This is a genomic window from Pseudosulfitobacter pseudonitzschiae (assembly GCF_900129395.1).
In the GTDB taxonomy this organism is placed as follows: Bacteria; Pseudomonadota; Alphaproteobacteria; order Rhodobacterales; family Rhodobacteraceae; genus Pseudosulfitobacter; species Pseudosulfitobacter pseudonitzschiae.
Genome location: NZ_FQVP01000005.1, coordinates 427,051 through 440,389 on the forward strand (window position 1 = coordinate 427,051; position 13,339 = coordinate 440,389).

The 13,339-nt window shown below is 59.9% G+C and carries 7 protein-coding genes; 2 read left to right on the top strand and 5 right to left on the bottom strand.

From position 1 onward, the window contains the following. Window positions 1-8 precede the first annotated feature (8 nt). From BUC08_RS16725 to BUC08_RS16730, 3 genes are all read right to left on the bottom strand, one after another. The gene (locus tag BUC08_RS16725; RefSeq protein WP_037931211.1) at window positions 9-341 is read right to left on the bottom strand and encodes an ArsR/SmtB family transcription factor; all 333 of its coding nucleotides are present in this window, start codon (window positions 339-341) and stop codon (window positions 9-11) included. Between the two features lie 542 nt (window positions 342-883). Next, window positions 884-1,057: a hypothetical protein gene (locus tag BUC08_RS24650; protein ID WP_156024895.1), complete on the bottom strand. Its 174-nt coding sequence runs from the start codon at window positions 1,055-1,057 to the stop codon at window positions 884-886. A gap of 36 nt (window positions 1,058-1,093) precedes the next feature. Beyond that, a complete protein-coding gene (locus BUC08_RS16730) occupies window positions 1,094-1,672 on the bottom strand; it encodes a hypothetical protein (protein ID WP_143186767.1) in 579 nt (192 codons plus the stop codon). Between the two features lie 864 nt (window positions 1,673-2,536). Between BUC08_RS16730 and BUC08_RS24205 the strand changes: the two genes are divergently transcribed. Both BUC08_RS24205 and BUC08_RS25125 read left to right on the top strand, forming a co-directional pair. Continuing rightward, window positions 2,537-7,837: a cadherin-like domain-containing protein gene (locus BUC08_RS24205; protein ID WP_051694577.1), complete on the top strand. Its 5,301-nt coding sequence runs from the start codon at window positions 2,537-2,539 to the stop codon at window positions 7,835-7,837. A gap of 306 nt (window positions 7,838-8,143) precedes the next feature. Beyond that, complete coding sequence (locus BUC08_RS25125) at window positions 8,144-10,117, top strand: Hint domain-containing protein (protein ID WP_037928910.1); 1,974 nt, start codon at window positions 8,144-8,146, stop codon at window positions 10,115-10,117. Here the strand turns inward: BUC08_RS25125 and BUC08_RS16765 are convergent. Both BUC08_RS16765 and BUC08_RS16770 read right to left on the bottom strand, forming a co-directional pair. Further along, a complete protein-coding gene (locus BUC08_RS16765; RefSeq protein WP_037928906.1) occupies window positions 10,114-10,722 on the bottom strand; it encodes a nucleotidyltransferase family protein in 609 nt (202 codons plus the stop codon). The genes BUC08_RS25125 and BUC08_RS16765 overlap by 4 nt on opposite strands. A 13-nt stretch (window positions 10,723-10,735) precedes the next feature. Then, on the bottom strand, window positions 10,736-13,153 hold the full coding sequence (locus BUC08_RS16770; RefSeq protein WP_037928903.1) for a GcvT family protein: 2,418 nt from the start codon (window positions 13,151-13,153) through the stop codon (window positions 10,736-10,738). Window positions 13,154-13,339: the final 186 nt, after the last annotated feature.

Here is a 13,339-nt window from a genome sequence, read left to right on the forward strand (position 1 = left end):
TCTGTCTCCTAACAGGCGCAAGCGAGTTCGTTGATAACGGGTTGGCACATTTCCGGGCGGCCTCCGCAGCAGTCCTCCATCAGGAACGCAAGCAAGCCGCGCATTCCCTCCATGTCGGCAAAATAGCGAATACTGCGTCCCTCGCGCTCGCTTCGGATCAGACCCGCCCGCGCCAGTATCGCGAGGTTGTTCGACATCGTGTTTTGAAGGACATTGAGGGTCTGGCCGATGTCGCCAGCGGACATGCCAGTCTCGCCAGCCTTGATGAGGAGACGGAATACATCGAGGCGAATGGCCTGACTGAGTGCAGCGAAAGCGTCGAGAGCGTGATTCTTATCCATAAATCTAGAATTGTAGATATGTATAGCTTGAGTCAAGATTGCTTTTTGTCACCTGAGCGTTTGCCAATTTTCCTGCTTAGCTGACGTTCACCTAAACGCAGCAAAGGTCTGCTCTCCGCCCTTGAAGGCCGAGTATGAGACAAGTTGACTATGTCCCAAAGCAAGATTTTTGAACCACGTTCAGCAAAAGATCGTGGGACACGTCGGTCATAAGTTGTTGATATTTATGAAGTCTAATGACGGTTGCTTTGGGACACCCCTAGGTTGAAAACAAAGCAATTTTCCCAACTAAGGTCAGTCCGGCCTTGGGTACCACCCTGATTTTGTTGCAGAAATCGGGGGCCTCACAGGGGAACACAAACATCGGTGTTATCGGAGTGTTACCACCTTTGTCACCGATGGGTGCTTTTTCGTTCTCACAGATCACCGCTTCGCCCTCATCTGAATCACTTTGTTGGCCGCCTCAGACCGGCCGCGCGCATAAATATCCGTGGTCGATCGCTGGGTGTGCTGGGCGGCGTGTCGCAGTGAATAGGGGGCGATCAGGCTTTGGCCTCGGTGATGCCCCCTGCGCGGCTGTCCCTGAGTTGCAGGTCTCCGAGCAGGTCGATTTCCAGACCCGCAAGCGTCATTCGATCCAGTTCTTCAACAGCCAGGAACGTGCCGCTTGCTTCGGGGGGGCCAAGTTTGCCAAGTGAGGTCAGCGAAGCGCCCATCGCGACGCGCCCAAGGGCGAATTCCTTTGCTGGTCATCAGTGACCGCCGTCCCGCAGGCGGGCTTGGGGCGCGCGTTGTGACGCCTGTGCGGGTGCCGCCGCGATCCATGTTGCAGATCGGTCGTCCCAAACAAGCCCCGCGGCCACTTTGGCGGCATAAAGCCCTCCATCGCCGAACCCGTAGCTCACCGTTTCCGGGATACACTCAAGCCGACTGAGGACCTCGCCGTTGCGGGCGACTTCGACCCATCCGAAATGCCGGGGACCAAGCTGCATCTCCTCGTCCGAGAAGGGCCGCTCGAAACCGCCGCCAACTTCATAGCTGAAGCCGTCTTTGTAGAATGTGACCCGCTCGTGTATGGCCGTCCCCGAACCGGACCAGGGTTCGAAATCCACCAGCGCCACCGGTTCCGAAAGAAACAGATCGGGCGCGCCGCCAATGGGTCCATAGCGATAGGTCGCAACCTGGTTGTCCGAACAGACCATGACCTCTGTGTCGCGATCCGCAATCTGGCAGGAGGTGAACATTTCCAGCCCATCCGGACAGCCCGCGTTTGCGGCACTGGCGAAACACCCTCCAAGTCCAACAAGACAGGCACCCGTCAACTTGCGCAAATTCCTATTCCCTCTGTCACAGGTAACACGTGGACCTTTTCCCGCAGATCAGGTGGTTTGCCTATCCAAAACTGCCGCAGAGGCGGCTTATCGTAGGGGGGCAGATCGTCTGCCAGAGGATCAACGCCTATGTACCCCCTGCGAACAAACGCACAGTCGCTGAACAGGCGTCGTGGCAACGGCCACCCCCTTGAATGCGGGGACGAATCGGTCCGATAAGCTGCTTTATTGGCCAATTTGAGCCAAAATCTCATTTAGGACACAATTGGTTCCGGTTTGGGAACGTGCGCGGTCCTGGTCATCGATAAATTAGGGCAAAAACTAGGCACAACCTGAGGGATGCGTGTTGTTTCTGTATTGGAAACGGACTTCTTGGGTTTTGTCTGTTTTCACGTGTTTCAGGGGCAAGAAACATTGAATTTTGCGATCTCTCGCGGAAACAATCTGGGCAAAGGCCTGCACAACTTCTGGCTGAATTGCGCCTCAACTTTGTTTAAAATGCAGCAATGTTGCGAATTTACGGACATTTTTTCCTTTGTTCGCCCCATTGGCAATTGTATGACTGATCCTGCCCAACTGGGGGGCGATGTCTGTAGGTCACGGGGGCGACCGCACTGAGGCACACCAAATTTCGGTGTGGAAGATGTGCGTCCGCCGGGTTGCTGCCGCAACACCGTATACGCAATGTGGTCAAGGTCTCTCCTTGGCGACTGAACCTGTGTGTCAGGTCATCTTCCCATCATTTGTGTGTTTCTGCGCGGGTCGCCCGACCGATGCAGGAATCGTTCTTTAAAGGGTTCGAGTTTGGTTAGTCCGCGGCGGTGCGGCATTGGCGTGCGCCACGCCTTTAGAGGAAATACACTGATGACATTTTTTTATGATCCGAAGACTCCCGTGGACCCGAAGACGCCCGAGAAAACCACACGCGACGGCGTGGTGGACGGTGACAACAATGCCAACGTGATCAACGCGGCCTATACCGGTGACCCGGAAGGCGACAAGATTGACAACAACGATGCGATCATCGGCACGGACACCGGTGATCAGGATATCGTTGATGCGCGGGGCGGAGACGACAAGGTCTATGCGGGCGCAGACGATGACGAAGTTTATGCAGGCGCGGGCAACGACACTGTATACGGCGGCACCGGCGACGACCTGATCTATGGTGACAGCGGCTATACCGGCGGCACCATCGGCAAGACCACCGGCGACGAGAACATGTTCCGCTGGAGCGAGTTGCCCGATCCCGATGGATCATGGCATGGCAAGGTCGACGACGGCGACGATCTGGAAAACATGACGCTGACCCAACAGGTTGGTGGCGTCAAAGTGACCGTGAAAACGCCGCCGCGTCCCTCGTGGCACTCGAACGGTCTTGAAACCGAGTTTGACAACGAAGCCATTTACGTTGGCGGTCTCAAGGACAGCATCAACACCCGTTCCAGCCTGGAGTCCGAAGCGGACAACGGTGAAAGCGGCACCTACAAGATCGGCTTTGACAAGGCGGTTGATCAGGTTCGGTTCAACATCACCGACATCGATGCCGATGTGGGGTATGTCCGCGTGCTGGCTTATGGGCCCGATGGCACGCTTATCCCGGTTGATTTTCAGGCCGGTTCCGGTCTGTCCGTGGGTGGCAACAACACCATCACCGCCAATGACGACCACCAGGATGCACGCACCGATGCAGACGCGTCGGTGACCGTCACAATCACCGGCCCCGTCAGCCGGATCGAAGTGATCCACGCAGGCGACGGCCATGGCCAGTCGAACATCTACATTTCCGACATCGGCATCGTCGAAACCTTTGAAACCATCGAAGGCACCGACGGCGAAGCAACCGCAGCACAGGGTGCGGGCGCCGATTTCCTGAACGGCGACGCAGGCAACGACACGATCTATGGTCAGGGCGGTGACGACACCATCAACGGGGGTGACGACGACGACCTTCTGGTTGGTGGTTCGGGCAACGACAGCATCGACGGTGGTTCGGGCAATGATGTGATCTATGGCGACAATGCCGGTGAAACACCGCCCTCGTCGACCGAGACCGTGCGCGAAAGCTTTGAGTGGGATCAGGCGGGCGTGGCCAACGGCCATGACCTCGACGGGTTCACCCAGAACACCGGGAACGTGAATGTCACGTTCAAGATTCTGCAGGAAACCGGTGCCGCTGATACCGAATTCTCGACCGACCAGCAAAAAATCCACTCGATCAAGGATGACGGCAAAGGCGTCGACGCCTACAGCTCGCTGGACAGCGAAACCAAGGGGCAGGGCAACCAGGCCGATTACGAGCTGTCGTTCAGCGATGCGGTGGAAAACGTGTCCTTCCGCGTCAACGACATCGACGGTGACGGTGTTGTGCGCATTCGTGCCTATGACGCGAACGGCAAGGAAATCAACGTCGACATGACCGGCGGTGCCAAGCTGACGCTGATCGACAGCGACGGCAAATTCGGTGTCGACACGGCGGACAGCAACGGCGGCTACGAGGAAGATACCTCGGGCAACTATTCGATCCTGGTGGACATTCCTGGCCCCGTCAGCCGGATCACCATTGAGCATGATCAGAACGGTTCGAACAACTCGGGCATCAATGTCACAGACATTTATTTCGATGCAAAGGTCGGTGTGCCGGCCGGTGAGGACGGCAACGACGTCCTGAACGGCGGCGACGGCGACGACATGATCTTTGGCGAAGGCGGCAACGACACGCTGACCGGCGGCCAAGGTGACGACACACTGTCCGGCGGCGATGATGCCGACGTGATCTTTGGCGGCGCGGGCGATGTGGTCGATGGCGGGGCAGGCGGCTTTGACGCTGATCCGGCCAAGAACACCGACAACGATACGCTGGACCTGACCGGCCAGGGGCCGTTCTATATCACCGACAAGGTTGTGGACAGCAACGGCAACGGTTTCAACGGTACAATCGTCTTTGTGGACGGTGACGGCAAACCGACAGGCGACACGCTGACGTTCACCGAGATTGAAAACATCATCGGCGACGAAGTGAACCGCGGCCCCGACGCCATGGACGACACCGCGACCACGGATGAGGACACAGCGGTCACCATCGACGTGCTGGCCAACGACACCGATCCCGATGGCGACACGCTGACCATCAAGTCGGCCACTGTGCCTGCCGATCAGGGCACCGTTGAAATCGTTGACAACAAGCTGGTGTTCACGCCCGCCGAGAACTTCAACGGCGACGCGACCATCACTTACGTGGTTCAGGACGGCAACGGCGGTGAGGACACCGGCGAGGCGGTTGTGACCGTAAACCCGGTCAACGACGATCCGGTTGCCGTGGACGACACAGCGACCACCGACGAAGACACTGCCGTGACCGTGGACGTGCTGGCGAATGATACCGATGTGGACGGCGACACGCTGACGATCAAATCAGCCACTGTGCCTGCCGATCAGGGCACCGTGGAGATCGTGGACAACAAACTGGTGTTCACGCCCGCCGAGAACTTCAACGGCGACGCGACCATCACTTACGTGGTTCAGGACGGCAACGGCGGCGAAGACACCGGCGAGGCGGTTGTGACCGTAAACCCGGTCAACGACGATCCGGTTGCCGTGGACGACACCGCGACCACCGACGAGAACACGGCCGTCACAATCGACGTTCTGGCCAACGACACTGATGTGGACGGCGACACGCTGACCATCAAATCGGCGACTGTGCCTGCCGATCAGGGCACCGTGGACATCGTTGACAACAAGGTGGTATTCACACCCGCAACCGACTTTGTCGGGGATGCGACCATCACCTACGTGGTTCAGGACGGCAACGGCGGTGAAGACACCGGCGAAGCGGTTGTGACCGTGAACAACGTCAACGACGCACCCGATGCGGTGGATGACGTAGCTGCAACCTTCAACCAGGACCCGGTTCTGATCGACGCGCTGGCCAATGACACCGATCCTGATGGCGACAAGCTGACCATCACCAATGTTTCGGTTCCTGCGGCTTTGGGTGTGGCGATCATCCAGGACAACAAGGTCCTGTTCACACCTGCCGCAGACTACGAAGGCATCGTGAACATCAGCTACACCGTCGAAGACCCCTCCGGGGCGTCCGACACGGCCAACATCCAGGTTACGGTCAACGACGGTATCGTCAGCGGCACAGCCGGCAATGATCTGATCAACGCAGGCTATACCGGTGATGTCGGTGGCGACATGGTCGATGCGGGCGACAACGAGTTCTCGGACGATCCGACCAAGGCCGATGACGACATCATCGAGGCTGGCGATGGCAATGACACCGTGTTCGCGGGCAACGGCAACGATCTGGTCAATGGCGGCGAAGGCAATGACAGCCTGAACGGCGGCATGGGCAATGACACACTGAACGGTGAGGGCGGCAACGACACCATCAACGGCGGTGCCGGTGACGATCTGATCAACGGCGGCGCGGGTGACGATGTCATCAAGGGCGGCGACGGGTCCGACACCATCTATGGCGGTGACGGCAACGACGTGATCACCTCGAGCGATCCCGACAACGATTTCAAGATCGACAAGGGCTATCCGGGTCTGTTCACCGGCGAAGAAGGTACGCCAGCTGCCGAAAACGAGCGTGACTTTGTGGACGGCGGTGCCGGCAACGACACCATCAGCACCGGCGACGACCGCGACACCGTCTTTGGTGGCACTGGCAACGATGTGATCGACGCAGGCATTGACGACGATGAAGTGCACGGCGACGACGGCGACGACCGGATTGTCGGCGGCGAAGGCAGCGACATCATCTACGGTGGCATCGGCAACGACACGATCTACGCCGGCAACGACCCGCTGAAGGTCCCGGATTCGACCAACATCGAAGACGACGGATCGAACCCCTTCGGTGCCGACAAACGTCAGGACAACGGCCGTGACACCGTCTATGGCGGCGAAGGCAACGACGTGATCTATGGCGCGGACGACGATGACCTGCTGTACGGTGACGAAGGCGACGATTATATCGACGGCGAAATCGACGACGACACCATCTTTGGTGGTGTTGGCAATGACACCCTTATGGGCGGTCAGGGCAACGACGAGATCGACGGCGGCGAAGGCAACGATTACATCAACGCGGGCCGCAACGCCGACACCGTCTATGGCGGCGCAGGCAACGATACGATCTTTGGCGAAAACGGCGCAGACAAGTTGTATGGCGGCGACGGCGACGACTGGATCGACGGCGGCACCGGTGACGACACGCTGGATGGTGGCGACGGCGATGACATGATCATTGGTGCAACCGGTGACGACGTGATGACCGGCGGCGCGGGCAATGACACCATCGACGGTGGCAACGGCGGCGACGACATGATGTCGGGCGGCGACGGGCGCGACACCTTCCTGAACGCCAACGCGGGTGACACCGTGGACGGCGGTACGGGCGGCGACGACTTTGACACGCTGGATCTGACAGGTGCTGGCAAATACGAGTATGTGTCGCGCACCGTGGACGCGGATGGCGACTCGACCTCGGGCACCATCCGGTTCCTGAACGCCGATGGCACCAGCAAGGGCACGCTCGATTTCTACGAGATTGAATCGATCATCCCCTGCTTTACCCCCGGCACCCTGATCGCCACACCCAAAGGCGAGCGTCGTGTCGAGGACCTGCAAGTCGGTGACCGGGTTATCACCCGCGACAATGGCATTCAGGAAATCCGCTGGGTGGGTCAAAAGGCGATGACAGGCGCCGAGTTCGAGCGTGCAGAGCACCTCAAGCCGGTCCTGATCCAGAAAGGTGCGCTGGGTGGCGGTCTGCCAGAACGTGACATGATGGTGTCGCCCAACCACCGCGTTCTGGTGGCCAATGACAAAACCGCGCTCTATTTCGAAGAGCGTGAGGTTCTGGTCGCGGCGAAACACCTGACCGGACTTAAGGGGGTCGACATTGTTGACGTCAGCGCAACAACGTACATCCACCTGATGTTCGACCAGCACGAAGTGATCCTGTCGGACGGGGCCTGGACCGAAAGCTTCCAGCCTGGCGACCTGACACTGGCCGGTATCGGCAATGCACAGCGCAACGAACTTTTTGAACTCTTCCCCGAGTTGAAAACGCGCGAAGGCATCGACGCCTATACATCGGCACGCCGGTCCCTGAAAAAGCACGAGGCGGTCCTTCTGACCAAGTAAGCGCGCCTCGCGCACACCCAAAATATGCAGTGAGTGAGTCGCCGGTGTGGTCCCAGACCACACCGGACGAGGATAACGGCGCAGGGGGCTGCGCCGTTTTTCGCGTTCAATGGTGCGGGATTTTGAAGACTGTTTCTTAAAACGAAAATGTGCCGCATTTCACTGGGGCAACTAAGGCAAATTTACGTGATATTGGGCCAGAATATGTCCAATCCCCATATACTTCCCAGAATTGTAGGTTAATACATCTTTAAGACGAGCGTGGGGGCGCGACGTCTACCTACTCAGCATTGGGAAACCGCTGCCATGACAGTGATCAATGGAACGAATAACAACGACACCCTTCAGGGTGGCGCTGGTAATGATTCAATTTATGGCTACAACGGCCAGGACCGCATCTCGGGCGAGGGCGGCAACGACTACATCTCGGGCGGCGCTGGCAACGACACGCTTTTTGGCGATGCAGGCGAAGGCACGGCCCCCGGCAAGGACGCCTCTGCGCTGTCGTTGCGCAGCGAGAACGTGGTGTCCCAAACCTATTTCGGAAACAATGCCAGCGCGGGCGACTCGGCTATTTACAGCAACGTCGCAACGCTGGCGGATGGCACGCCGATTTCGGGCCGTCTGGTTCTGGTGTCCAAATCCGACAGCAAACTTTCGGTCGATCTGACCGGTGGCAAGGGGTCGGAAATTCTGCTGAACAATCAGTTCATCAGTTCCGGCAAGGGTGACACCGCCACGTTCCGGTTCGAGTTTTTCAACCCTGCCACGGGCCAGCCCGTTGCGCTGAACTCGGTTGCGACGTTCAATGACCTGGATAAAAACGGACCCGGCGACCAAGAGGCTGTGACGCTGCAAGCCTCCAGCTTTTCGGCCTTTGGCGTGGCGTCGAATTCGGTTTTGAACGTTCAGACCACTGCGACGACGGTCAAGGCAATCGGCAGCGGACAGAACGATCCCGCCGATCAAGAAGCATGGTTTAGCGCGCAGTTCGAAAACCGCACATTCATCGAATTCACGCTGGAATCGCGCAGCACGCAGTCGGGCTTTACCTTCTCGGGCGACCTGATTGACAATGCGGTCGTGACCCCCATCGTGGCGGGCAACGACACCATCGACGGCGGTGCGGGCCAGGACGTGATTTTTGGCCAGGGCGGCAATGACGTGCTGTCGGGCGGCGACGGTGACGATTACGTCGATGGCGGCGAAGGCGACGATGTGCTGGATGGTGGTACGGGCCAGGACACGTTGATCGGTGGCGCAGGCAACGACACGATGTCGGGTGGCGACGGTGATGACTCGCTTGACGGTGGCGAAGGCAACGACCTGCTGAACGGCGGGCAGGGCCAAGACAAGCTGATCGGTGGTGCGGGCAACGACACGCTGATCGGCGGCGCCGGTGACGATACGATGACCGGTGGCGACGGACAGGATCTGTTCGTGATGGGCAAGGACCATGACACGGCCAACGGCGGCTTTGGCAGCGATCGGTTCACCTTTGACGGCATCAATGGCGGCACCATTGTCGGCGGCGAGGATGCGGATGGTTCGGACATCGACGTGATCGACCTGACCGGCGTGCGTGCCAAGGTCTATTCCGACGGGCCGGGGACGGAATCCGGCCGGATCGACTTTTACGACGAACATGGCAATGTTTCGGGGACCACCCACTATTCCGAGATCGAGCAGATTATCATGTGCTTTACACCCGGCACGATGATCGCCACCGACAAGGGCGAAGTGGCGGTCGAGACATTGAAGCCGGGTATGCGCGTGTTCACCCGTGACAACGGCCTGCAAAAGCTGCGGTGGGCAGGGCGGCGCGATTTGACCCGTGCGGAATTGGCTGCAAATCCGGCCTTTAACCCTGTGCTGATCCGTCAGGGCGCCTTGGGGCGCGGCTTGCCTGACCGCGACATGCTGGTCAGCCCGAACCACCGGATGCTGATCACGTCGGATCTGGCGGCCGTGATGTTCGACGACCGCGAAGTGCTGGTCGCGGCCAAGCACCTGACAATGATGGAAGGTGTCGACGTGGTCGAGGCCGATAGCGTCAGCTATATCCATCTTATGTTCGACCACCACGAGGTGATCCTGGGCGATGGCACATGGACCGAGAGCTTTCAGCCCGGTGACATGTCGCTGCGCGGGATCGGATCGGAGCAACGCCAGGAAATCCTGTCGCTCTTCCCCGAGCTCAAGACGGTGCAGGGGCTGGAAGATTACACGTCGGCACGCCGGTCGCTGCGGTCTTTCGAGGCACGTTCGCTGTTGGGTTAATCCCTGAGGGCGCGCCAGTTTGCCCAATCCTCTGGCGTGTCCAGATCATTGCGCGCGCGATTGCCTTGCAGGGCAATCCGCGCGACGCGATGTCCGGCGGATTTGACAATCGACTGGCCGCCAAGGTCGCCCGTCAGCTTTGCAAACTGTGCAAACAATGCCTTTGCAAATATGATAGGATGCCCGTCGCGCCCATCCGAAGTCGTGCCGCGCCATATCAAGGTTTCTGAATTCAGATCAACGGCTTGGATAACGGTGTTCAAGTCGTCCTGCGTCAGATCGGGCAAGTCGCCCAGCAGCAAAAGCGCGGCCCTGGCGGTCTTGGGCAATGCCGCAAAAGCTGTGCGCAGCGATGCGCCCATGCCTTCGGCGGCATCTGCAACCGGCACCGGCGTCACATCCAGCCCGCTGATCGCGGTATAACGGTCGTGGGGCGCGGGCGGCAGTGCCACCAAGACCCGTTCGCAGACCTGGCGCGCGATCCGGCATTGCCGCCGGATCAGCGGCTCGCCATCCACGTCCTGCATCAGCTTGTCCGCACCGCGCATCCGCGACGATTGCCCGGCGGCAAGGACGATGGCAGGGATATGTTTGAGCGCACACATTGGCCCACCATACTCAGCCACGCATCCGCGCGCCATCGGGATCAAAGGGCGGGGTTAGGGTGACCACTGCGGGGCGCATCTGGCCAAGGATTTCAATCTTCACCTTTAGCCCGTCCGACACGGCCTGTCTGGGCAGGAACCCTTGGGCGATTGATGTGCCCGTGTGGTGCGAATAGCCGCCCGAGGTGCAAAAGCCCACAACCTCGCCATCCAGCCAGATCGGCTCGTATCCATGGACGTCGGCGTCATCGGTATCGACCGCAAGCGCAACCAGCCTGCGTGGGGTCCCCCGGTCTCGTTCAGCCTCGGCGGCGGCGCGGCCGATGAAATCCGTGTCCTTCTTGAAGTCGATAAAGCGATCCAGCCCCGTCTCGGCGGCGGTGTAATCGGGTGAAAATTCGGCCATCCAACTGCCGAAATGCTTGTCCAGCCGCAGCGACATCATCGCGCGCATCCCAAATGGGACCATGCCGTGCGACTGACCCGCGGCCCACAGGGTCCACCACAGGGCGCGCTGGCCCATCGGATCGCAGTAGATTTCATAGCCCAGATCGCCGGTGTAGCTGACCCGCTGCACGATACAGTCGGTCATGCCCACGGTCATGCGGCGGACATCGCGGAACCTCATGTCCGAAATATCGGCGCGCGTGCAGGCGGCCAGAACCGCGCGGGCCTTTGGCCCTGCGATCTGGAATCCGGTGCGCGTGTCGCTGATGTTTTCGACATCAATACCGTCTTCCAAGTGACTGGAAAACCATATGAAATGAAAGCCCTGGCTGCCGTAGGATGCGGTCAGCTGAAACTCATCCGCGCCCAGGCAGGATATGGTGAAATCCCCGATCAGCTTGCCCTTGTCCGACAGCATCGGCGTCAGCGACAGCCGTCCCGGTTGCGGCACGCGGCCTGCCATGATGCGGTCCAGCCAGACCCGCGCGCGCGGGCCTGTGACGCGGTACTTGCCAAAGTTGTGCACTTCGTTGATGCCGACACCACCGCGCACGCCGCGCACCTCGCGGGCGATGGCGTCGAAGGCATCCGAACGGCGGAAAGACGGTGTTTCAAACACCGGCTCGCCGTCCTGCGCGTAGTAATTGACCACCTCAAGCCCGTATTGCTGTCCCCAGACCGCGCCCATGTCGGAAAAAATGTCATACATCGGCGTGGTGCGGTTGGGACGCGCGGCGGGCAGTTCTTCGTTGGGGTAACTGACGGAAAACCGTTTCTGATAGTTCTCGATGACCTTGGGAAGCGTATATCCGGGACTGATCCAGTCGCCAAAGCGTGCCACATCCATCGCCATCACGTCACGCTCCGGCGCGCCTTCGATCATCCATTGCGCCAGCGTCAGCCCGACGCCACCGCCCTGGGAAAAGCCCGCCATGACGCCGCAGGCGGACCAGTAATTGCGCACGCCGGGCACGGGGCCGACCAGCGGGTTGCCGTCGGGGGCAAAGGTGAACGGCCCGTGGATCACCGATTTCACCCCCGCAGTCTCCAGCGTCGGGAAGCGTTTGTAGGCAAATGCGATGCTGTCCTCGATCTTGTCGAAATCATCGGGCAGCAGCTCGTGACCAAAGGTCCATGGCGTGCCGTTCACCGCCCAGGGGCGGCAGCGCTGTTCATAGAACCCGATGCAAAGCCCGCGCCCTTCCTGCCGCAGATAGCTTTCGCCGGCGGGGTCCATCACATGCGGATGCTCACCGCCTGCATCCACGATATCGGCGATCATCGGCACGTCCTCGGTGACGATGTACTGGTGCTCCATCGGGTGCAGGGGAAAGTAGATGCCCGCCATCGCCCCAACCTCACGCGCCCACAAGCCGCCCGCGTTGACGACGTGCTCGGCGTGGATCGTGCCCTGATCCGTCACCACATCCCATGTGCCATCGGGGCGTTGGTTGGTTTCGGTGACCATCGTGTGCGTCTGGATCGTCGCCCCGCCCATGCGCGCCGCCCGCGCATAAGCGTGGGTGGTGCCCGATGGGTCAAGGTGGCCGTCGAGGGGATCGTATAGCCCACCGATGATGCCCTTGATATTGGTTACGGGCGCAATCCTTGCGATCTCTTCGGGCGTCACGATCTCGGTCTCCAGCCCCATGAAACGGTGCTTGGCCCGTTCCGCCAGCAGCATGTCGAACCGGTCCCGATTGTCGGCCAGTGTGATGCCGCCCACATGGTGCAGGCCGCAGGACATGCCGGTGATCTGTTCCAGTTCCTTGTACAGGCGGATCGTATAGCCCTGAAGCGCCGCCATATTGGTGTCGCCGTTCAGCGTGTGAAACCCGCCCGCCGCGTGCCACGTGCTGCCCGAGGTCAGTTCCGACCGTTCGATCAGCATCACGTCGGACCAGCCGAGTTTCGTCAGGTGGTAGAGCACGGACGCGCCGACAACGCCTCCACCGATAACGGCAACGCGGGTGGTGGTTTGCATGGGGCAGCCTCCGGCAGTCAAGTTGTGTCGCGTCAAGTCTAGGAGGCACCGGGGCGTGGGCTGGTCCGTTTGCGACAGGTTGCGACGTTTCAGCGGGGTGAAAGGGCAGGCCGGGGCGCTGCCCCGGACCCCGGAGTTTGTCTGGCAAGATGAAGAAGATTATTCCTGCGCTTGGTGTTTGGCCGA